Genomic DNA, 20,235 nt, shown 5'->3' with positions numbered 1-20,235 from the left:
AGTCGAGAACGGTTATCGCGCGTTGCTGCGGCTTTTTTCACAATTCCCGGCTAATTTTTGTCTGAATACTGTACGACTGCCCCAGAATTCAGACAAAACAAAACGGCCCGCAGGCCGTTTTCACATAATCTGTAGCAACATACTGGAAAAGCGTCGGTTGTTGCAAATCCGTTTTTACGCGATGCTTCCCGCCCCACGACACGGAGGCGATGCAAAAATCGTATCCTGCAACGCTTCCCACTCCTTAATGGTGTAGGTATGCAGGGCAAGTGCATGAACGGTTGTGGAAAGCTCCACCGTTAAGGTGCTGTAAATCATCCGATGACGATTCAGAAAACGCTCACCTGTAAAGCGATCGCTAACCAGCACAACCTTAAAGTGGCTTTCAGAACCTGCCGGGACATTGTGACGATAGCTTTCATCCACAACTTCGAGGAACACGGGTTGGAACGCTGCCCTTAATTTTTCTTCTATTTGCTCACGAATCATCATGAAGTTTTTCCTCCGACAACGCTGAGATGTCACCCATCCCTTTAAATACTAGCCGCTTTTACCGCTTTCATTACACCTTAGCAACAAAAAATTAGCGTTTGTCTGATTTTCTCAGCCAAATGGATGAAGTTCACTAAATCCTCACTTCGATTTATTGCAAAAAGTCCGTTTATGGTCTCCACAAAGACATAAAACTGACAACACAATGAATTTACATGCGTTACCCACTTCCCCTCATCGTTGGCGATGTTATGATGGCGGGAATTTTCTCCAACCATACAATTTAGATTCGCTGAGAGCCCTGGCATGTTTAAAAAAATCCTCGTCCCGTTTGTCGCGCTGTTTATGTTAGCTGGATGCGCAACGCCGCCGACCACTATTGAAGTTTCCCCGAAAATTACCCTGCCACAGCAGGACCCGAGCCTGATGGGTGTGACCGTTAGCATCAACGGTGCCGACCAGCGTCAGGATCAGGCGCTGGCAAAAGTTACCCGTGACAACCAGCTTGTTACCCTGACCGCGTCCCGCGATCTGCGCTTCCTGCTGCAAGAAGTACTGGAAAAACAGATGACCGCACGCGGTTATATGATTGGGCCAAACGGTGCTGTTAACCTGCAAATCATTGTTAGCCAGCTGTATGCAGACGTGTCCCAGGGTAGCGTGCGCTATAACATCGCCACCAAGGCAGACATCGCCATCATTGCGACTGCTGCTAACGGCAACAAGATGACCAAAAACTACCGCGCAAGCTATTCTGTTGAAGGCGCACTGCAGGCCTCTAACAAAAATATCGCTGACGCCGTTAACAGCGTGCTGACCGATACCATCGCTGATATGTCTCAGGACACCAGCGTTCACGATTTCATCAAGCAGAACGCTCGTTAATTTCTGCCCATATGGCCCGGCGTTCGTCGGGCCTATAGAAGCCCATGTCCAGTCATTACTTACGTATTTTTCAGCAACCACGTTCAGCTATCCTGCTCATACTGGGATTCGCCTCCGGTTTACCACTCGCACTGACCTCGGGTACGCTTCAGGCATGGATGACAGTCGAGAATATCGATCTTAAAACTATCGGTTTCTTTTCTCTGGTCGGCCAGGCCTACGTGTTTAAGTTCCTCTGGTCTCCGCTAATGGACCGCTACACGCCGCCGTTTTTAGGTCGACGCCGTGGCTGGCTGTTGGCAACTCAGGTGCTGTTACTGATTTCTATCGCCGCGATGGGCTTTCTGGAGCCTGGCACGCAGCTACGCTGGATGGCCGCGCTTGCGGTGGTGATCGCGTTTTGCTCGGCATCGCAGGATATCGTCTTTGACGCATGGAAAACCGACGTGCTACCCGCCGAAGAACGCGGCACTGGCGCGGCTATCAGCGTGCTGGGCTATCGTTTAGGGATGCTGGTTTCCGGTGGGCTGGCTCTGTGGATGGCCGACCGCTGGCTGGGCTGGCAAGGAATGTACTGGCTGATGGCGGCGCTGCTGATACCTTGCATCATCGCTACCCTGCTAGCGCCCGAACCGACTGATGCCATTCCGGTGCCCAAAACGCTGGAGCAAGCGGTTGTGGCCCCGCTGCGCGACTTCTTTGGTCGTAACAACGCCTGGCTAATTCTGCTGCTTATCGTTCTGTATAAGCTCGGGGATGCCTTTGCCATGAGCCTGACTACAACCTTTTTAATCCGCGGCGTCGGATTTGATGCGGGTGAAGTTGGCGTGGTGAATAAAACGCTCGGACTGCTGGCAACCATCGTTGGCGCGCTGTACGGCGGGATCCTGATGCAACGCCTTTCGCTGTTTCGCGCATTGCTGATTTTCGGCATCCTGCAGGGGGCGTCGAATGCGGGCTACTGGTTATTGTCCATCACTGACAAACACATGTTCAGTATGGCCGCCGCCGTCTTCTTTGAAAACCTGTGTGGTGGTATGGGTACGGCAGCGTTTGTCGCCTTATTAATGACGCTGTGCAATAAGTCCTTTTCAGCAACCCAGTTCGCTCTGCTCTCCGCGCTTTCCGCCGTTGGTCGCGTTTACGTTGGCCCGGTAGCAGGTTGGTTTGTTGAAGCGCACGGGTGGCCAACGTTTTATTTGTTCTCTGTGTTTGCCGCTATCCCCGGCCTCATACTGCTGCTGGTTTGTCGTCAGACTCTGGAACATAGCTGGCAAAATGAGAGCTTCATTCCGCGCACGGAATTTCGTAGCGCGTACAGCCTGGCATTAATGACGTTGGTTGCGGGCTGCTGTCTGCTGGTGGTTTGGCTGCTGCTATTAACCATGAACGCGCTGGATTACACCAACTTCTCCTTCCTGCCGGAACTGCTGGAAATCTCGGTAGTGGTCGCGGTCTGCGGGGTCGTTTTTGGTGGATTGCTGGATTATCTGGCACTGCGCAAAACCCGCCTGGCGTAAAAATCCACATTAATATCGCCGTTGTAATCACCCTGCGTAATTATAACGGCTAAATAAACAACAATTACTAAAAATATTATTTGTTATTTTGTGCGCCAAAGAATTTGGAAATTATTGACGCCTTTTATATATACTATTTCCCTTACTCGATTCAGCCACTACAGATTTATTTTTTGTTCTTCAATTGTCTTTTTATTGATAATCAATTGTTAAACAATTGTTTTATTTTCGTATTGGTTATACCAATTGCCCTCAGCACGTCTCCCGCTTGCCCGCTTTCGTTATAACGTGATGTTGCAACAGGTTCTTAAAGTCAAAACGACATATATTGCAACATATGTGACATGCCCGGCAGAACCCAGTAACACAGATCCAAGGATGTTTACAGTAATGTAACCTTCCCGTAAAATGCCCTCACACTTTAAACGCCACCCGGTCCCGTGGAATTGAGGTCGTTAAATGAGACTCAGGAAATACAATAAAAGTTTGGGATGGTTGTCATTAATTGCAGGCACTGCATTACTCAGTGGCTGTAATTCTGCGCTGCTTGACCCTAAAGGACAGATTGGACTGGAACAACGTTCTCTGATACTGACGGCATTTGGCCTGATGTTGATTGTCGTTATTCCTGCCATCTTGATGGCTGTTGGTTTCGCCTGGAAGTATCGTGCAAGCAATAAAGATGCGAAGTACAGCCCGAACTGGTCACACTCCAATAAAGTGGAAGCTGTGGTCTGGACGGTGCCGATCTTAATCATCATTTTCCTTGCCGTACTGACCTGGAAAACCACTCACGCTCTTGAGCCAAGCAAACCGCTGGCGCATGACGAGAAGCCCATTACCATTGAAGTGGTTTCCATGGACTGGAAATGGTTCTTCATCTATCCGGAACAAGGTATCGCTACCGTGAATGAAATCGCCTTCCCGGCGAATACTCCGGTTGAGTTCAAAGTGACGTCCAACTCCGTGATGAACTCCTTCTTTATCCCGCGTCTGGGTAGCCAGATTTATGCCATGGCCGGTATGCAGACTCGACTGCATCTGATCGCCAACGAAGTCGGTACTTATGATGGTATCTCCGCAAGCTATAGCGGACCAGGCTTCTCCGGTATGAAGTTCAAGGCTATCGCAACAAAGGACCGCGCCGAATTCGACCAATGGGTTGCTAAAGCTAAACAGTCCACGAACACCATGAGCGACATGGCTGCGTTCGAAAAAGTGGCTGTGCCAAGCGAATACAACCAGGTGGAATACTTCTCCAACGTGAAACCAGATTTGTTTAAAGACGTTATTAACAAATTTATGGCTCACGGTAAGAGCATGGACATGACCCAACCCGAAGGTGAGCACAGCGCACACGAAGGAATGGAAGGCATGGACATGAGCCACGCGGAATCCGCTCACTAAGGGGCCGAGGAAGAATACGATGTTCGGAAAATTGACGCTGGATGCAGTGCCGTTCCATGAACCAATTGTCATGGTTACGATCGCTGCCATTATCATCGGTGGTGCGGCCTTACTGGGCCTAATCACTTACTTCGGTAAGTGGACCTACCTGTGGAAAGAGTGGCTAACTTCGGTTGACCACAAACGCCTTGGCATCATGTATGTCATTGTCGCAATCGTCATGTTGATTCGTGGCTTTGCCGACGCCATCATGATGCGTAGTCAGCAAGCGCTGGCTTCTGCAGGTGAAGCGGGCTTCCTGCCACCTCACCACTACGACCAGATCTTCACGGCTCACGGCGTGATTATGATCTTCTTCGTGGCAATGCCATTTGTTATCGGTCTGATGAACCTGGTGGTTCCGCTGCAGATCGGCGCACGTGACGTTGCATTCCCGTTCCTGAACAACCTGAGCTTCTGGTTCACCGTTGTCGGCGTAATCCTGGTTAACCTGTCTCTGGGCGTGGGTGAATTCGCACAGACCGGTTGGCTGGCGTACCCGCCACTCTCGGGAATAGAGTACAGTCCAAGCGTCGGGGTCGATTATTGGATATGGGCAGTCCAGTTGTCCGGTATTGGTACAACCCTAACCGGGATCAACTTCTTTGTGACCATCATTAAGATGCGTGCGCCAGGAATGACCATGTTCAAGATGCCGGTATTTAGCTGGGCATCGCTGTGTGCGAACATCCTGATTATCGCGTCTTTCCCAATCCTGACGGTTACCGTCGCGTTGCTGACCCTGGATCGCTATCTGGGCACCCATTTCTTTACCAACGATATGGGCGGCAACATGATGATGTACATCAACCTGATTTGGGCCTGGGGCCATCCGGAAGTGTACATTCTGGTTCTGCCGGTCTTCGGTGTGTTCTCCGAAATCGCTGCAACCTTCTCACGTAAACGTCTGTTTGGTTACACCTCACTGGTGTGGGCAACCGTGTGTATCACCGTGCTGTCGTTCGTTGTTTGGCTGCACCACTTCTTCACCATGGGTGCAGGCGCTAACGTAAACGCCTTCTTCGGTATTACCACCATGATTATCGCCATCCCGACCGGGGTGAAGATCTTCAACTGGCTGTTCACCATGTACCAGGGTCGTATCGTATTCCACTCAGCGATGCTGTGGACGATTGGCTTTATCGTTACCTTCTCAGTCGGCGGCATGACCGGCGTACTGCTGGCGGTTCCGGGTGCGGACTTCGTGCTGCACAACAGTCTGTTCCTGATTGCGCACTTCCATAACGTTATCATCGGCGGCGTCGTATTTGGATGCTTCGCAGGTATGACCTACTGGTGGCCAAAAGCGTTTGGCTTCACGCTGAACGAAACCTGGGGTAAACGCGCATTCTGGTTCTGGATCATCGGCTTCTTCGTGGCGTTTATGCCGCTGTATGTGCTGGGCTTTATGGGGATGACCCGTCGCCTCAGCCAGCAGATTGACCCGCAGTTCCATCCGATGCTGGTCGTTGCCGCCTGCGGTGCCGCGCTGATTGCATTGGGTATCCTGTGCCAGCTGATTCAGATCTTCGTTTCTATTCGCGACCGCGAGCAGAACCGCGACCTGACCGGTGACCCATGGGGTGGTCGTACGCTGGAGTGGGCAACCTCTTCCCCGCCTCCGTTCTACAACTTTGCCGTTGTGCCGCACGTTCATGAGCGTGATGCCTTCTGGGAAATGAAAGAAAAAGGTGAAGCGTACAAGCAGCCTGCGCACTATGAAGAAATTCATATGCCGAAAAACAGCGGTGCCGGTATCGTCATTACCGCCTTCGCAACACTGTTTGGTTTCGCCATGATCTGGCATATCTGGTGGCTGGCGATTGCAAGCTTCGCAGGCATGATCATCAGCTGGATTGTGAAAAGCTTTGATGAAGACGTGGATTACTACGTGCCGGTCCCGGAAGTCGAAAAACTGGAAAACCAGCATTTCGATGAGATTACTAAGGCAGGGCTGAAAAATGGCAACTGATACTTTAACGCACGCGACTGCCCACGCGCACGAACACGGGCACCACGATGCAGGCCAGACCAAGATCTTCGGATTCTGGGTCTACCTGATGAGCGACTGCATTCTGTTCTCTATTCTGTTTGCAACCTATGCCGTTCTGGTGAACGGCACCGCTGGTGGCCCAACAGGTAAGGACATTTTTGAACTGCCGTTCGTTCTGGTTGAAACATTCCTGCTGTTATTCAGCTCTATTACTTACGGCATGGCGGCGATCGCCATGTACAAGAACAACAAGAGCCAGGTTATCTCCTGGCTGGCGTTGACCTTCTTGTTTGGTGCCGGATTCATCGGGATGGAACTCTATGAATTCCATCACCTGATTGTTAACGGTATGGGCCCGGATCGCAGCGGCTTCCTGTCTGCGTTCTTCGCGCTGGTCGGCACGCACGGTCTGCACGTCACCTCCGGTCTTATCTGGATGGCGGTGCTGATGGTGCAAGTTGCTCGTCGCGGCCTGACCAGTACTAACCGTACCCGCATCATGTGCCTGAGCCTGTTCTGGCACTTCCTGGATGTGGTGTGGATCTGTGTGTTCACTGTTGTTTATCTGATGGGGGCGATGTAATGAGTCATTCTAACGAGAGCGGCGGCGCATCCCATGGCAGCGTAAAAACCTACATGACAGGTTTTATCCTGTCGATAATCCTGACGGTTATTCCGTTCTGGATGGTCATGACAGGTTCTGCCTCTCCTGCCGTCATTCTGGGAACTATTCTGGCAATGGCAGTGGTACAGATTCTGGTGCACCTGGTGTGCTTCCTGCACATGAATAGCAAATCTGATGAAGGTTGGAACATGACAGCCTTTGTCTTTACTGTGCTAATCATCGCCATCCTGGTTGTGGGCTCCATCTGGATTATGTGGAACCTTAACTACAACATGATGATGCACTAAGAGCGGCGATTATGATGTTTAAGCAATACCTGCAAGTAACAAAACCAGGCATCATCTTTGGCAACCTGATCTCGGTGATTGGGGGATTCCTGCTGGCCTCGAAAGGCAGCATTGATTATCCCCTGTTTATCTACACGTTGGTTGGGGTGTCACTGGTTGTGGCGTCGGGTTGTGTATTTAACAACTACATCGACAGGGATATCGACAGGAAGATGGAGAGGACCAAAAACCGTGTGCTGGTTAAAGGTCTGATTTCCCCTGCGGTCTCGCTGGTATACGCCACCCTGCTGGGTATTGCTGGCTTTATGCTGCTGTGGTTTGGCGCGAACCCTCTGGCCTGCTGGCTGGGGGTAATGGGCTTCGTGGTCTATGTGGGCGTCTATAGCCTGTACATGAAGCGCCATTCCGTTTATGGCACGCTGATTGGCTCACTCTCCGGTGCTGCGCCGCCGGTGATTGGCTACTGCGCCGTAACCGGTGAGTTCGATAGCGGTGCGCTGATTCTGCTGGCTATTTTCAGTCTGTGGCAGATGCCGCACTCTTACGCGATTGCGATTTTCCGCTTTAAGGATTATCAGGCAGCCAACATCCCGGTACTGCCGGTGGTGAAAGGTATTTCGGTCGCGAAGAACCATATCACGCTGTACATCGTGGCGTTTGCTATCGCCACGCTGATGCTAACCCTGGGCGGCTATGCTGGTTATAAATACCTGATTGTTGCTGCGGCGGTGAGTGTCTGGTGGTTGGGCATGGCGCTGCGCGGTTATAAAGTGGAAGATGACAGGGTCTGGGCACGCAAGCTGTTCGGTTTCTCCATCATCGCCATTACCGCGCTTTCCGTGATGATGTCCGTTGACTTTATGGTGCCAAACTCGCAGAACCTGCTGACTTACGTCTGGTAACGATCTGCTGATACGAAAAGGGTGCCTCCGGCACCCTTTTTTATTGGCAGGGATGTTATTCAGTCATAAAGCCATTTCCCCGCTTCAGCCGACTCAGCAAACATCCTTACGGTTAGCGGTATGCGTGTTGCTTCCACTTCTTCCCGGTTAGCTTTGAACCATCTAGTGAATAGTGGCAGATTGTGCCATGGATAATAAGGTTTCCAGTTCACACATGATAAATCGACTTTGAACTCTTTCTCATATCGATCCAGAGCACTGTGAAGATCATCACCGGGGGCATCAAACAAATCTGAGTCGAGTTCTAAAGGAACCTCTTTCCAGTTTTCATCCAAATACCCAGGTATTTCTTCCCTGAAAAGCTTTAACACATCGTCTTGAATACTCATTAGAATGATGTCCACTGAATGCGATCTTTAGAGCGAGCAATTAAGTTGTATTTTATCTGAGTCTTTCTGGATACTTGCACAAGTGCATTTACAAGACCAATCCACCCAAGCCAGGGTACATAACGAGCAATCACAGCAGCGAGTTTGTTAGTGCTTTGTATCCTTAACCCCACCGGAGTGGGGACTTTAATACCAAATGGTACCCGCGCATCTTTCAGAAGCATTCTCCCGTATTTGGAAACAACACTTGTTCCTTCAATAGCCCCGGAAGGTTTTTGTCTCGTCTTCAACCAGGGTTGACCAGCCAGAATAGCGGCTCCCGATTCAATACCAATACCTAACTCATCACAAAACTGTTCCAGAAAGATGAGATCGAACAATTCGCCAGCGGACAGATTGCTGTGACCATGATACCAATAGGTTCCATTCGCCTCTTCAGTTGTGTCCATTCAATCCCCCATTATGCCGTCTGCCGGTCATTCCATGCGTCGGTATAGATAATGTTCCCGTCGCAATGCTTCCAGGTGATTTTTTCGTAGCGTAATTCTATGGTTTCAAGATGGTTATTATTCATGTCCTCTGGACCAGCCATCGAGGGAGAAACGGAGACAATCCGCACCCCTTCCAGAAACATATTGAAGTATTCAACTTCCTGACCGGCATCATTGATTTTGTACCAACGAATCTCTGCGGACTTAAGATTCTGACCAGAAGCGACAGCTTTGTATAAATACGGGCTAGAGTAGTCAAACTCTTTGACGATCATCATCGGTGAATGTTGGCGTGTGCCTGTTGGCTTGCCTGTACCGTTATCAGTGGGAATAGACAAATTGTGATGAAAGCCTTTAAATTCAATACTGTATTCTCTTCCCTCTACATCACACCCGCCCTTAATCAGCGCACCACCATCGTCATAAATCCACATATTGCCCGGAATCGCCATTTTCCTTTTCCCTCTTTCCATTAGAAATAACCACAAAAAGACTACACCTGTAATTATCGCAAGTAAATTAGTTGCAGTTGTAATTATTTCAATTTTCCCACTACACAATTCCACATATCGTAGAGGTTTACCGCACTCCTTCCCCGCTTTACACTAGGCGCGAAATTAATACAGAGGTGGGAATGAACGATTACAAAATGACGCCCGGTGAGTTGCGCGCCACCTGGGGTTTAGGGACCGTATTCTCGTTGCGCATGCTTGGCATGTTTATGGTTCTGCCGGTTCTGACCACGTACGGTATGGCGCTACAGGGTGCCAGTGAAGCGCTGATTGGCCTTGCCATTGGCATTTATGGTCTGGCGCAAGCCGTTTTCCAGATCCCCTTTGGTCTGCTTTCAGACCGCATCGGTCGTAAGCCGCTTATCGTCGGCGGGCTGGCGGTATTCGTTCTCGGCAGCGTGATTGCCGCCCTCTCCGATTCAATCTGGGGCATTATTCTCGGTCGCGCTTTGCAAGGCTCTGGCGCGATTGCCGCCGCCGTGATGGCGCTGCTTTCCGACTTAACCCGTGAGCAAAACCGTACTAAAGCGATGGCGTTTATCGGCGTCAGCTTTGGTATCACCTTCGCCATTGCGATGGTGCTAGGACCGATCATTACCCATGCGCTGGGGCTACACGCGCTGTTCTGGATGATTGCAGCTCTTGCAACCACCGGCATTGTGCTGACTATTTGGGTCGTTCCCAATAGCACCAGCCACGTGCTGAACCGCGAATCTGGCATGGTAAAAGGCAGCTTCAGCAAAGTGCTGGCTGAGCCCAAACTGCTCAAGCTCAACTTTGGCATCATGTGTCTGCACATTTTGTTGATGTCCACTTTCGTCGCCTTACCGGGCCAACTGGCGAAAGCCGGTTTCCCCGCCGCAGAGCACTGGAAAATTTATCTGGTGACGATGCTGCTGTCCTTTGTTTCCGTGGTGCCGTTCATCATTTACGCAGAAGTGAAGCGGCGGATGAAGCGCGTATTCCTCGCCTGCGTGTTACTGATCCTTATCGCAGAGATTGTATTGTGGAGCGCTAACGTGCGTTTTTGGGGGCTGATTGCGGGCGTTCAGATATTCTTCCTCGCCTTCAACCTGATGGAGGCCCTCCTCCCCTCGCTTATCAGCAAAGAGTCTCCGGCTGGCTATAAAGGCACGGCGATGGGCGTTTACTCCACCAGCCAGTTTCTTGGCGTGGCGATTGGCGGTTCGCTCGGCGGTTGGGTGGTCGAAATGTTTGATGGTCAGGCGGTATTCCTGGCCGGCGCGCTTCTGGCGGCAGTTTGGTTGTTGGTGGCAAGCACAATGAAAGAGCCGCCATATGTCAGTAGCCTGCGAGTGGAAATCCCACCTGAGATTGCCGCAGATGACACCCTTAAGCAGCGTCTGCTGGCTAAAGAAGGGATAAGCGAAGTGTTAATTGTAGCGAAAGAGCATTCGGCTTACGTGAAAATCGACAGCAAAGTGACGAATCGATTTGAGGTTGAACAGGCCATCAGCCAGGCGTGAAGAGTGCCAGATGGCGACTATCGTTTGACCCGGCCTACAAATAGCGTGTGAAACCTGTAGGCCGGATAAGCGTAGCGCCATCAGGCATTACGACTTAATCGCGGAAGTTCTTAAACTGGAACGGCTGGCCGAGATCGCCGCCGCGAACCAGCGCCATAACGGATTGCAGATCGTCACGCGCCTTGCCGGTCACGCGGATTTCTTCGCCCTGAATCTGCGCCTGCACCTTCAGTTTGCTGTCTTTGATCAGCTTAACGATTTTCTTTTGCACCGCGCTTTCAATGCCCTGTTTCAGCTTAGCTTCAACAAACCAGGTTTTACCGCTGTGCACGAAGGTTTCTGGTACGTCCAACGAAGTGCCTTCAATACCACGTTTCAGCAGCTTGGCACGTAAAATATCCAGCAACTGATTGACCTGGAAATCAGACTCGCTTAGCACCTTAATCGTCTTATTCGACTCGTTCAGCTCAAAAGTCGCTTCAACGCCACGAAAATCAAAGCGTGACTCCACTTCGCGGCTGGCGTTATCTACCGCGTTACGGGCTTCCTGAAGATCAACTTCAGAAACAATATCGAAAGATGGCATCTTTTCCTCTCCCTTCATTTTTGATGCGAAGCATAATACCTGCAAAGTTACACAACAGACAGCGCTATACTAGGCTGTATCCTTTAATTGTACGTGGTACTGATACCGGCGAACAATAATGGGGTACGGCCGATATGGATTAACACCTGGTGATGTTGCAGGTGAGGAGGAAGAATGAAAATTACCGTACTGGGATGTGGAGCGTTAGGACAGCTTTGGCTAACCACGCTGTGCAAACATGGACATGAGGTTCAGGGGTGGCTACGCGTACCGCAACCCTATTGCAGCGTTAACCTGATCGACACGGATGGGTCAGTATTCAATGAATCCCTGACGGCAAACGACCCCGATTTTTTGGCGAAAAGCGACCTGTTGCTTGTCACTCTGAAAGCCTGGCAGGTTTCTGATGCGGTCAAAGGCCTGGCCGCCATTCTGCCTGACACCACTCCCATTCTGCTGATTCACAACGGTATGGGGACGATTGAAGAGTTGCATAACATTAAGCAACCTCTATTGATGGGCACCACAACCCACGCGGCACGCCGTGACGGCAACGTCATCATTCATGTCGCTCAGGGAACAACAAGGATTGGTCCGGCGCGTGAACAAGACGGTGATTTCAGTTATCTGGCTGAAGTCCTGCAAGAGGTGCTGCCGGACGTCGCCTGGCACAACAATATTCGCGCTGAGTTGTGGCGCAAGCTGGCCGTCAACTGCGTCATTAACCCGCTGACCGCATTATGGGATTGCTCGAATGGAGAGTTACGCCATCATCCTGAAAAAATAGCACTCATCTGCGAGGAGGTGGCGGCGGTCATTGAACGCGAAGGCCACCACACATCAGCAGATGATTTACGCTATTATGTTGAGCAAGTGATTGACAGTACGGCGGAAAATATCTCATCAATGCTGCAAGACATACATGCCCTGCGCCATACTGAGATCGACTACATTACCGGTTATTTGCTAAAACGCGCCCGCGCGCACGGCATCGCCGTCCCGGAAAATGCCCGCCTGTTTGAAATGGTTAAGAGAAAGGAAAGTGAGTATGAGCGCTCAAGCACTGGTATGTCTCGCCCCTGGTAGTGAAGAGACCGAAGCGGTCACCACTATCGATCTGCTGGTTCGCGGCGGAATTAAGGTCACGACCGCCAGCGTCGCCAGCGATGGCGGCCTGACGATCGTGTGCTCACGCGGCGTAAAACTACTGGCGGATGCACCATTAGTGGAAGTTGCTGACGGGGATTTCGACATTATCGTGCTGCCCGGCGGTATTAAAGGCGCCGAGTGTTTTCGCGACAGCCCTCTGCTTGTCGAAACCGTGAAACAGTTTCATCGCTCCGGGCGCATTGTCGCGGCAATTTGCGCCGCTGCCGCCACAGTCCTCGTCCCACACGATATTTTCCCCATTGGTAACATGACCGGTTTTCCGGCGCTGAAAGACAATATTCCCACTGACCAGTGGCAGGATAAGCGCGTCGTATGGGATCCGCGCGTCAATCTGTTAACCAGCCAGGGACCGGGAACCTCAATCGATTTCGGTTTAAAAATCATTGATCTCCTGGTGAGTCGCGAAAAAGCTTACGAAGTGGCATCACAACTGGTTATGGCAGCGGGAATTTATAACTACTACGAGTAATATTCAGGCCACTCGCATTCAAGGAATTATGATGAAAGGATATCTGAGCGGAGTGGCTTTACTGCTCCTTTCCGGCTACGCCAGTGCGACTCAACTTGAAATTGAGAGCCTTGAGTATCGCTATCCCGCAAGCACTGAGATGCAATATCGCGTGCCGTGGTTTACCTCAACGGATAACCCACAGGTTGCAAAACGCATTAACGATTATATTTTCACAAGCTTTATCAATCAGCTACCGGGAAATAATCCACGAGCGACCGTGAATCAGTTTGCGAAATCAGAGATGAATCCCACCGCAAACCTTGACTACACGGTTGAGTATCGCGACGCCAAAGTGTTGACCCTCAACATGTTTGTCGAAGGCTGCGGGGCGTATTGCGAGTCGTACAATGTACCGATCAGCTTCGATTTAGCCAACGGCGCGACAATTACCCTTAACGACCTCTTTTCCCGCTCCACGATGACCGAATTAAACACCCGTATCAGAAAAGATATCCGCAGCCAAATTGATACCTTTGTTGCCGCACAGAAATCACAAAAGCCGGAGCAAATAAAAGAAGACGGTGGAGATTCTGGCTTTGCCGAATTCTACGCATCGTGTGCAACCTACACCGACGGTCTGTACTACATCGACAAATTCTCCCTGCAAAAAGACCATCTGGCTTTCCTGAACGGACGTTGTAGCAACCACGCCAATCGCGCGGGTGACGAACTGGGCGATTTCACCACGAAAATCCCGACCGTTGAACTGCATAATCAGCTCACGCCTTACGGCCAGTATCTGACTGCCGCAAAGAGATCTACACCGGTTTCGCCAGCGCCCGGCATTGACGGCAAGGTCATGTACGGCACGTTGGGAAAAAGCATGCGTATTGTGTTGAAGGTCGACTGCAAATACGGTGATTTTTTTGAAGGGGCTTACTTTTACCAGAAATTTGGCGCACCGATTGAATTAAACGGTAAATGCGACACAGCCGACAATCAACATTATGTACTGAAGACCTCTGCCGCTGAACAATCGGAAGAGAAGATAACGCTGGAGTTAAAAGACGGCGTCTATCAGGGTGTCTGGGTGTCGAACGGGAAAAAGCTCCCCATCCGTTTTGAATAATATTGTTATATTGCCGGATGGCAGCATAAACAATTTATCAGGCCTACAAAACATACCGCTTGCAGGCCTGATAAGCGCAGCACCCTCAGGCAAAAGTCACTACGGGCGATATACCTTCACGTTTTCAAAGCCCTGCTCGCGCAGATACAGCGCCTGCAGACGGCTCATCACCCCGCGTTCACACCACAGCAGCCAGGTTTTACTCTGGTCCAGATCGCCGAATTTGGTGCTCAGTTTGTAGAACGGCAGAGAAACGACGTCCACACCGTCAACCTTCAGCGGTTTGTCATCCTGTTCATCCACAGAGCGGATATCCAGAATCACATCGTTCGGGCCGAAGCCGCTCACGGTTTCCACTTCCACCACGGTCTGCTGCGTCTGCTGGGCGATATCACGAATATCGATATTGTTCGCTTCTTCAACCACTTTATCGAGGATAGAGAAATCGAAGTTTTCTTCTTCGGCCTCAATCTTCGCTTTAATCGCTTTCACCGTCGGGCTTTTTGAAATCACACCGCAGTATTCCGGCATGGTACGGGCAAAGTCCTCAGTACCAATTTCACGCGCCAGATTAATGATGTGCTCCTTATCATGGGAGATAAGCGGGCGCAGGATCAGGGTGTCAGAAACGTTATCGATCAGGCGCAGGTTGGTCAGCGTCTGGCTGGACACCTGGCCCAGCGCTTCACCGGTTACCAGCGCCTGTACGCCGTAGCGCTCAGCGACTTTCGACGCTGCACGAACCATCATACGTTTAAGGACCACGCCCATCTGACCGTCGTCGACTTTCTCCAGGATCTCGCCAACCACCGGCTCAAAGTTGATCGCGACAAAACGCACGCGATGCGAGCTACCAAAGCGGTTCCACAGATAATGCGCCACCTGACGAACGCCGATTTCATGCGCTGCGCCGCCGAGATTAAAGAAGCAGTAGTGCACGCGGCAGCCGCGACGCATCAGCATATAGCTGGACACGCCGGAGTCGAAACCACCGGAAATCAGCGACAGTACATCTTCCTGCGTCCCGATCGGGAAACCGCCAATACCTTCATAGCGGCCTTTAACCAGCAGCAGACGGTCGTTTTCGATTTCAAGATTAACCGTCACGTCCGGCTTCGTCAGCTTCACGCGCGCGGATTCAATATGCTGGTTCAGTCCACCGCCAACATAGCGTTCCACCTCAATAGAGCTAAACTCATGCTTACCGCGACGCTTAACGCGTACGCAGAAGGTTTTGCCTTCCAGTTGATCGCGATACTGCACCAGCGCTTTCTCGAAAATATCGTGCATATCGGTAAACGGCACGTCTTCAACTTCGAGAATATGGTGGATCCCCGGAATACGGGTCAGCGCGTCGCGAATATCCAGGCGCTGGCTTTCATCTTTAGCGCGAACCTCAACGTGATCCCAGTGGCGGACAACGGCAAGGTCTTCATCATAGTGCTTTAAAACGTTACGAATGTTCCCTGTCAGAATTTTTATAAAGCGCAAACGCACAGATTGGCTTTTGATGGTGATTTCTGGGAACAATTTAATGATAAACTTCATGGCGGCAATGGTTCTTTGGCAAGTCTGAATGACTTGTAATGGAAAAAAATACAGCAGCCCATACCCTGCGGCTGCATCCAGGCGCGCAAGTATACCACCATCATGGTCATCCTGTGCACATCGCCTTACCATTGTGCGTTATTTGCTTATCAGTGCGAGTCCGTTACCATAGCCTTGTGCTGCCAATACAGAGAGTCAGACATTCATTATGCCGAAGAAAAATGAAGCGCCAGCCAGTTTTGAAACAGCGCTGAGCGACCTGGAACAGATTGTTACCCGTCTGGAAAGCGGCGACCTGCCGCTGGAAGAAGCGCTGAACGAATTTGAACGTGGCGTACAGTTAGCACGTCAGGGACAGGTCAAGTTGCAACAGGCTGAACAGCGCGTACAAATCCTGCTGTCAGATACTGAAGACGCCGCCCTTACGCCTTTCACACCGGATAATGAGTAAATGGATTTTACGCAGCAGCTACAGGCTTGCGTTGAGCAGGCCAACCAGGCACTGAGCCGTTTTATCGCGCCATTGCCCTTTCAGAACACTCCCGTGGTCGAAACCATGCAATATGGCGCATTATTAGGCGGTAAACGTCTGCGCCCGTTTCTGGTGTATGCGACCGGTCAGATGTTTGGCGTCAGCCTGAGTACGCTTGATGCTCCCGCTGCCGCCGTCGAGTGTATCCATGCCTATTCGCTGATGCACGATGACTTACCCGCGATGGACGACGATGACCTGCGCCGCGGTCTGCCGACCTGCCACGTAAAATTTGGCGAGGCGAATGCGATCCTGGCCGGAGATGCGCTACAAACGCTGGCGTTCTCCATTATCAGCGACGCCCCGATGCCGGAAGTTTCTGACCGTGACCGCATCGCGATGATCTCTGAACTGGCCCAGGCCAGCGGTATCGCCGGTATGTGCGGCGGTCAGGCGTTGGATCTGGACGCTGAAGGCCATCAGGTAGAATTGGATGCGCTGGAGCGTATTCACCGCCATAAAACCGGGGCATTGATTCGCGCCGCCGTGCGTCTGGGTGCGTTAAGCGCAGGCGATAAAGGGCGAGAATGCCTGGCAATACTCGACAAGTACGCAGAAAGCATCGGTCTGGCCTTCCAGGTTCAGGATGACATCCTGGATGTGGTAGGCGATACTGCAACATTGGGTAAACGTCAGGGTGCTGACCAGCAGCTTGGCAAAAGTACCTATCCTGCACTTCTGGGTCTTGAGCAAGCCCAGAATAAAGCCCGGGATTTAATTGAGGATGCCCGCCAGTCGCTAAGTTTGCTGGCCGCACAGTCACTCGATACCTCGGCACTGGAAGCGCTAGCGGACTACATAATCCAGCGTGATAAATAAACCAACATATCCCATGAGCTTGCGATGAGTTTTGATATAGCCAAATACCCGACCCTGGCGCTGGTCGACTCCACTCAGGAGTTACGCCTGCTGCCAAAAGAGAGCCTGCCAAAGCTTTGCGACGAACTGCGCCGCTATTTGCTCGACAGCGTAAGCCGTTCCAGCGGGCACTTCGCCTCTGGTCTGGGCACGGTGGAACTCACCGTAGCGCTGCACTACGTCTACAACACCCCGTTTGACCAGTTAATCTGGGATGTGGGACATCAGGCTTACCCGCACAAAATTCTGACCGGCCGCCGCGATAAAATCGGCACCATTCGGCAGAAAGGCGGTTTGCATCCATTCCCATGGCGCGGTGAGAGCGAATATGACGTACTGAGCGTTGGGCACTCCTCAACCTCCATCAGCGCAGGTATCGGTATTGCGGTTGCCGCCGAGAAAGAAGGCAAGGAACGCCGTACCGTTTGTGTGATTGGGGACGGTGCAATCACCGCAGGCATGGCATTTGAAGCGATGAACCACGCGGGTGATATTAAGCCCGACATGCTGGTTATCCTCAACGACAACGAAATGTCGATTTCAGAGAACGTCGGCGCGCTGAACAATCACCTGGCGCAACTGCTCTCTGGCAAACTCTACTCCTCGCTGCGCGAAGGCGGGAAGAAAGTGTTCTCCGGTGTACCACCGATTAAAGAACTGCTCAAACGTACCGAAGAGCACATCAAAGGCATGGTTGTGCCGGGTACGCTGTTTGAAGAGCTGGGCTTTAACTATATTGGTCCGGTGGACGGTCACGACGTGCTGGGGCTTATCACCACGCTTAAGAACATGCGCGATCTCAAAGGTCCACAGTTCCTGCACATCATGACCAAAAAAGGTCGTGGCTACGAGCCTGCGGAAAAAGATCCGATTACGTTCCACGCGGTACCCAAATTCGATCCATCCAGCGGATGTCTGCCGAAAAGCAGCGGCGGCCTGCCGAGCTATTCAAAAATCTTCGGTGACTGGCTGTGTGAGACCGCGGCGAAAGACAATAAGCTGATGGCGATCACCCCGGCGATGCGCGAAGGCTCCGGTATGGTGGAGTTCTCACGTAAGTTCCCGGATCGCTACTTTGATGTGGCGATTGCCGAGCAGCACGCGGTGACGTTTGCAGCCGGTCTGGCGATTGGCGGTTATAAGCCGGTCGTGGCTATTTACTCCACCTTCCTGCAACGCGCTTACGATCAGGTACTGCATGATGTCGCCATCCAGAAACTGCCGGTCCTGTTCGCCGTCGACCGGGCAGGTATCGTTGGCGCAGATGGACAAACCCACCAAGGGGCGTTCGACCTCTCTTTCCTGCGCTGTATCCCGGAAATGGTCATTATGACCCCAAGCGATGAGAACGAATGTCGCCAGATGCTGTTCACCGGCTATCACTACAACGACGGTCCAACGGTCGTACGTTATCCGCGCGGTAACGCGGTGGGCGTTGAGCTGGCGCCGCTGGAACATCTGCCAATCGGCAAAGGCATCGTGAAGCGTCACGGTGAGAAAGTGGCGATCCTCAACTTCGGCACCCTAATGCCGGAAGCCGATCAGGTCGCAGAATCACTGAACGCCACGCTGGTTGATATGCGCTTTGTGAAACCGTTGGATGAAACGTTGATCCTCGAAATGGCAGCCCAACACGAGGTGCTGGTCACCCTCGAAGAGAATGCCATTATGGGCGGCGCTGGTAGCGGCGTAAACGAAGTGCTAATGGCCCATCGCAAGCCTGTTCCGGTGCTGAACATTGGCCTGCCTGACTTCTTCATCCCGCAGGGGACTCAGGACGAGGCTCGCGCCGAACTGGGACTTAATGCCGCCGGAATTGAGGCCAAAATCAAGGCCTGGCTGGCATAATCCCCTCCCCGCTCCTGCTATGCTTAACTCATCACGAGCATAGCAGGAGTGGATTAATGAAATACAACACCTTAGGAAAAACCGACCTACGGGTCTCCCGCCTTTGCCTGGGTTGCATGACGTTTGGCGAGCCCAATCGCGGCAATCACGCCTGGACGCTACCAGAAGAAAGCAGCCGCCCGATAATCAAACACGCTATTGAAGGCGGCATTAACTTTTTTGATACCGCCAACAGCTACTCCGCTGGCAGCAGCGAAGAGATTGTCGGCCGCGCGCTGCGTGATTTCGCCCGCCGCGAAGAGGTCGTGGTCGCCACCAAGGTTTTTCACCAGGTTGATGATTTAGCGGAAGGATTATCCCGCGCACAAATCTTGCGCTCAATCGACGATAGCCTCAGACGCCTGGGTATGGACTATGTGGACATCCTGCAAATTCACCGCTGGGATTACAATACGCCTATCGAAGAAACGCTGGAAGCCCTTAACGACGTAGTGAAAGCCGGTAAAGCTCGCTATATTGGCGCCTCATCCATGCACGCGTCTCAGTTTGCTCAGGCGCTGGCTTTACAGAAACAACACGGCTGGGCGCAGTTCGTTAGCATGCAGGATCACTACAACCTGATCTACCGTGAGGAAGAACGCGAAATGCTGCCGCTTTGCTATCAGGAAGGCGTCGCGGTGATCCCTTGGAGTCCGCTGGCGCGTGGTCGCCTGACGCGCCCCTGGGGAGAAACGACCGCACGTCTGGTTTCTGATGAAGTCGGTAAAAATTTATACAGTGACAGCGATGAAAACGACGCGCAAATTGCCGCGCGGCTGACCGGTGTCAGTGAGGAATTAGGCGTAACGCGTGCGCAGGTTGCGCTGGCCTGGCTGCTGAGCAAACCGGGGGTGGCAGCGCCGATTATCGGCACTTCACGCGAGGAACAGTTGGATGAGTTACTTAATGCGGTGGATTTGACGCTGAAGCCAGAGCAGATTGCCGAGCTGGAAACGCCGTACAAACAGCATCCGGTGGTCGGATTTAAATAATCTGGCATTGCCCGATGGCGCTGCGCTTATCGGGCCTACGAAACCGCCATCGT

General features: G+C 51.9%; 21 protein-coding genes. 15 read left to right on the top strand and 6 right to left on the bottom strand.

Annotated elements, in window-relative coordinates; genetic code table 11:
* Positions 1 to 174 precede the first annotated feature (174 nt).
* Positions 175 to 492: a transcriptional regulator BolA gene (gene bolA / locus OGV93_RS12355; protein WP_016152051.1), complete on the bottom strand. Its 318-nt coding sequence runs from the start codon at positions 490 to 492 to the stop codon at positions 175 to 177.
* Between the two features lie 306 nt (positions 493 to 798).
* Here bolA and OGV93_RS12350 point away from each other — a divergent pair, with 306 nt between their 5' ends.
* From OGV93_RS12350 to cyoE, 7 genes are all read left to right on the top strand, one after another.
* Positions 799 to 1,377: a lipoprotein gene (locus tag OGV93_RS12350; RefSeq protein ID WP_016152050.1), complete on the top strand. Its 579-nt coding sequence runs from the start codon at positions 799 to 801 to the stop codon at positions 1,375 to 1,377.
* Between the two features lie 44 nt (positions 1,378 to 1,421).
* Positions 1,422 to 2,897 carry a muropeptide MFS transporter AmpG gene (gene ampG, locus OGV93_RS12345; RefSeq protein WP_047416883.1) on the top strand — a complete coding sequence of 492 codons (1,476 nt, stop codon included), beginning with the start codon at positions 1,422 to 1,424 and terminating at the stop codon, positions 2,895 to 2,897.
* Between the two features lie 459 nt (positions 2,898 to 3,356).
* The gene (cyoA, locus tag OGV93_RS12340; protein ID WP_003847580.1) at positions 3,357 to 4,304 is read left to right on the top strand and encodes a cytochrome o ubiquinol oxidase subunit II; all 948 of its coding nucleotides are present in this window, start codon (positions 3,357 to 3,359) and stop codon (positions 4,302 to 4,304) included.
* 19 nt (positions 4,305 to 4,323) lie between these two features.
* Positions 4,324 to 6,315 carry a cytochrome o ubiquinol oxidase subunit I gene (gene cyoB / locus OGV93_RS12335; protein WP_003831008.1) on the top strand — a complete coding sequence of 664 codons (1,992 nt, stop codon included), beginning with the start codon at positions 4,324 to 4,326 and terminating at the stop codon, positions 6,313 to 6,315.
* Entirely contained in the window at positions 6,305 to 6,919 is a 615-nt protein-coding gene (locus tag OGV93_RS12330; protein ID WP_003831007.1) for a cytochrome o ubiquinol oxidase subunit III, read from the top strand. Before cyoB ends, OGV93_RS12330 begins: the two co-directional genes overlap by 11 nt.
* Positions 6,919 to 7,248, top strand: a complete 330-nt coding sequence (locus OGV93_RS12325) for a cytochrome o ubiquinol oxidase subunit IV (protein WP_003831006.1) — start codon at positions 6,919 to 6,921, stop codon at positions 7,246 to 7,248. The genes OGV93_RS12330 and OGV93_RS12325 overlap by 1 nt, the downstream gene beginning before the upstream one ends.
* A gap of 11 nt (positions 7,249 to 7,259) precedes the next feature.
* Complete coding sequence (cyoE, locus tag OGV93_RS12320) at positions 7,260 to 8,150, top strand: heme o synthase (protein WP_003831005.1); 891 nt, start codon at positions 7,260 to 7,262, stop codon at positions 8,148 to 8,150.
* 59 nt (positions 8,151 to 8,209) lie between these two features.
* On the opposite strand, the gene OGV93_RS12315 is transcribed toward cyoE, so the two are convergent.
* Genes OGV93_RS12315 through OGV93_RS12305 form a run of 3 tightly spaced genes read right to left on the bottom strand, consistent with a single transcriptional unit; the run spans position 8,210 to position 9,482 of the window.
* The gene (locus OGV93_RS12315; protein ID WP_047357697.1) at positions 8,210 to 8,539 is read right to left on the bottom strand and encodes a DUF1493 family protein; all 330 of its coding nucleotides are present in this window, start codon (positions 8,537 to 8,539) and stop codon (positions 8,210 to 8,212) included.
* Complete coding sequence (locus OGV93_RS12310) at positions 8,539 to 8,988, bottom strand: STM2901 family protein (RefSeq protein ID WP_047357696.1); 450 nt, start codon at positions 8,986 to 8,988, stop codon at positions 8,539 to 8,541. Before OGV93_RS12310 ends, OGV93_RS12315 begins: the two co-directional genes overlap by 1 nt.
* A gap of 11 nt (positions 8,989 to 8,999) precedes the next feature.
* On the bottom strand, positions 9,000 to 9,482 hold the full coding sequence (locus OGV93_RS12305) for an Hcp family type VI secretion system effector (protein WP_047416886.1): 483 nt from the start codon (positions 9,480 to 9,482) through the stop codon (positions 9,000 to 9,002).
* A gap of 182 nt (positions 9,483 to 9,664) precedes the next feature.
* On the opposite strand from OGV93_RS12305, the gene OGV93_RS12300 reads away from it, so the two are divergent.
* A complete protein-coding gene (locus OGV93_RS12300) occupies positions 9,665 to 11,029 on the top strand; it encodes an MFS transporter (protein ID WP_131380809.1) in 1,365 nt (454 codons plus the stop codon).
* 94 nt (positions 11,030 to 11,123) lie between these two features.
* Here OGV93_RS12300 and OGV93_RS12295 read toward each other — a convergent pair whose 3' ends face one another.
* Positions 11,124 to 11,615, bottom strand: a complete 492-nt coding sequence (locus tag OGV93_RS12295; protein ID WP_003831002.1) for a YajQ family cyclic di-GMP-binding protein — start codon at positions 11,613 to 11,615, stop codon at positions 11,124 to 11,126.
* A gap of 174 nt (positions 11,616 to 11,789) precedes the next feature.
* On the opposite strand from OGV93_RS12295, the gene panE reads away from it, so the two are divergent.
* The 3 genes from panE to OGV93_RS12280 are packed head-to-tail and all read left to right on the top strand — an operon-like array spanning position 11,790 to position 14,365.
* Positions 11,790 to 12,701: a 2-dehydropantoate 2-reductase gene (gene panE / locus OGV93_RS12290; RefSeq protein WP_016155860.1), complete on the top strand. Its 912-nt coding sequence runs from the start codon at positions 11,790 to 11,792 to the stop codon at positions 12,699 to 12,701.
* Positions 12,664 to 13,254, top strand: coding sequence for a protein deglycase YajL (gene yajL / locus OGV93_RS12285; RefSeq protein WP_016152043.1), 591 nt, complete (start codon positions 12,664 to 12,666; stop codon positions 13,252 to 13,254). Before panE ends, yajL begins: the two co-directional genes overlap by 38 nt.
* Before the next feature lie 31 nt (positions 13,255 to 13,285).
* Positions 13,286 to 14,365 (top strand): hypothetical protein, encoded by a 1,080-nt coding sequence (locus OGV93_RS12280; protein ID WP_137367315.1) that lies wholly within the window; start codon positions 13,286 to 13,288, stop codon positions 14,363 to 14,365.
* 99 nt (positions 14,366 to 14,464) lie between these two features.
* Here OGV93_RS12280 and thiI read toward each other — a convergent pair whose 3' ends face one another.
* Positions 14,465 to 15,913: a tRNA uracil 4-sulfurtransferase ThiI gene (thiI, locus tag OGV93_RS12275; RefSeq protein ID WP_005125147.1), complete on the bottom strand. Its 1,449-nt coding sequence runs from the start codon at positions 15,911 to 15,913 to the stop codon at positions 14,465 to 14,467.
* A gap of 208 nt (positions 15,914 to 16,121) precedes the next feature.
* On the opposite strand from thiI, the gene xseB reads away from it, so the two are divergent.
* Genes xseB through yajO form a run of 4 tightly spaced genes read left to right on the top strand, consistent with a single transcriptional unit; the run spans position 16,122 to position 20,182 of the window.
* On the top strand, positions 16,122 to 16,364 hold the full coding sequence (gene xseB, locus OGV93_RS12270; RefSeq protein ID WP_016152040.1) for an exodeoxyribonuclease VII small subunit: 243 nt from the start codon (positions 16,122 to 16,124) through the stop codon (positions 16,362 to 16,364).
* Entirely contained in the window at positions 16,365 to 17,264 is a 900-nt protein-coding gene (gene ispA / locus OGV93_RS12265) for a (2E,6E)-farnesyl diphosphate synthase (protein WP_016152039.1), read from the top strand.
* A gap of 24 nt (positions 17,265 to 17,288) precedes the next feature.
* Positions 17,289 to 19,151 carry a 1-deoxy-D-xylulose-5-phosphate synthase gene (gene dxs, locus OGV93_RS12260; protein ID WP_047357694.1) on the top strand — a complete coding sequence of 621 codons (1,863 nt, stop codon included), beginning with the start codon at positions 17,289 to 17,291 and terminating at the stop codon, positions 19,149 to 19,151.
* 56 nt (positions 19,152 to 19,207) lie between these two features.
* On the top strand, positions 19,208 to 20,182 hold the full coding sequence (yajO, locus tag OGV93_RS12255; RefSeq protein ID WP_016155855.1) for a 1-deoxyxylulose-5-phosphate synthase YajO: 975 nt from the start codon (positions 19,208 to 19,210) through the stop codon (positions 20,180 to 20,182).
* Positions 20,183 to 20,235: the final 53 nt, after the last annotated feature.

Origin of the sequence: Citrobacter sp. Cb031, assembly GCF_030336725.1 — a bacterium.
Taxonomy (GTDB): domain Bacteria; phylum Pseudomonadota; class Gammaproteobacteria; order Enterobacterales; family Enterobacteriaceae; genus Citrobacter; species Citrobacter braakii.
Note: the sequence above shows the minus strand (reverse complement) of the source record. Positions and strands in the feature narration are given on the sequence as shown.

Bases quoted from the DNA above. Each gene is read 5' to 3' on its own strand.
- cyoB (WP_003831008.1), top strand. From the start codon at position 4,324: ATGTTCGGAAAATTGACGCTGGATGCAGTGCCGTTCCATGAACCAATT.
- OGV93_RS12305 (WP_047416886.1), bottom strand. From the start codon at position 9,482: ATGGCGATTCCGGGCAATATGTGGATTTATGACGATGGTGGTGCGCTG.
- cyoE (WP_003831005.1), top strand. From the start codon at position 7,260: ATGATGTTTAAGCAATACCTGCAAGTAACAAAACCAGGCATCATCTTT.
- OGV93_RS12295 (WP_003831002.1), bottom strand. From the start codon at position 11,615: ATGCCATCTTTCGATATTGTTTCTGAAGTTGATCTTCAGGAAGCCCGT.
- yajL (WP_016152043.1), top strand. From the start codon at position 12,664: ATGAGCGCTCAAGCACTGGTATGTCTCGCCCCTGGTAGTGAAGAGACC.
- OGV93_RS12310 (WP_047357696.1), bottom strand. From the start codon at position 8,988: ATGGACACAACTGAAGAGGCGAATGGAACCTATTGGTATCATGGTCAC.
- dxs (WP_047357694.1), top strand. From the start codon at position 17,289: ATGAGTTTTGATATAGCCAAATACCCGACCCTGGCGCTGGTCGACTCC.
- bolA (WP_016152051.1), bottom strand. From the start codon at position 492: ATGATGATTCGTGAGCAAATAGAAGAAAAATTAAGGGCAGCGTTCCAA.
- cyoA (WP_003847580.1), top strand. From the start codon at position 3,357: ATGAGACTCAGGAAATACAATAAAAGTTTGGGATGGTTGTCATTAATT.
- OGV93_RS12350 (WP_016152050.1), top strand. From the start codon at position 799: ATGTTTAAAAAAATCCTCGTCCCGTTTGTCGCGCTGTTTATGTTAGCT.
- xseB (WP_016152040.1), top strand. From the start codon at position 16,122: ATGCCGAAGAAAAATGAAGCGCCAGCCAGTTTTGAAACAGCGCTGAGC.
- ispA (WP_016152039.1), top strand. From the start codon at position 16,365: ATGGATTTTACGCAGCAGCTACAGGCTTGCGTTGAGCAGGCCAACCAG.
- OGV93_RS12325 (WP_003831006.1), top strand. From the start codon at position 6,919: ATGAGTCATTCTAACGAGAGCGGCGGCGCATCCCATGGCAGCGTAAAA.
- OGV93_RS12280 (WP_137367315.1), top strand. From the start codon at position 13,286: ATGAAAGGATATCTGAGCGGAGTGGCTTTACTGCTCCTTTCCGGCTAC.
- panE (WP_016155860.1), top strand. From the start codon at position 11,790: ATGAAAATTACCGTACTGGGATGTGGAGCGTTAGGACAGCTTTGGCTA.
- OGV93_RS12330 (WP_003831007.1), top strand. From the start codon at position 6,305: ATGGCAACTGATACTTTAACGCACGCGACTGCCCACGCGCACGAACAC.
- thiI (WP_005125147.1), bottom strand. From the start codon at position 15,913: ATGAAGTTTATCATTAAATTGTTCCCAGAAATCACCATCAAAAGCCAA.
- ampG (WP_047416883.1), top strand. From the start codon at position 1,422: ATGTCCAGTCATTACTTACGTATTTTTCAGCAACCACGTTCAGCTATC.
- yajO (WP_016155855.1), top strand. From the start codon at position 19,208: ATGAAATACAACACCTTAGGAAAAACCGACCTACGGGTCTCCCGCCTT.
- OGV93_RS12300 (WP_131380809.1), top strand. From the start codon at position 9,665: ATGAACGATTACAAAATGACGCCCGGTGAGTTGCGCGCCACCTGGGGT.
- OGV93_RS12315 (WP_047357697.1), bottom strand. From the start codon at position 8,539: ATGAGTATTCAAGACGATGTGTTAAAGCTTTTCAGGGAAGAAATACCT.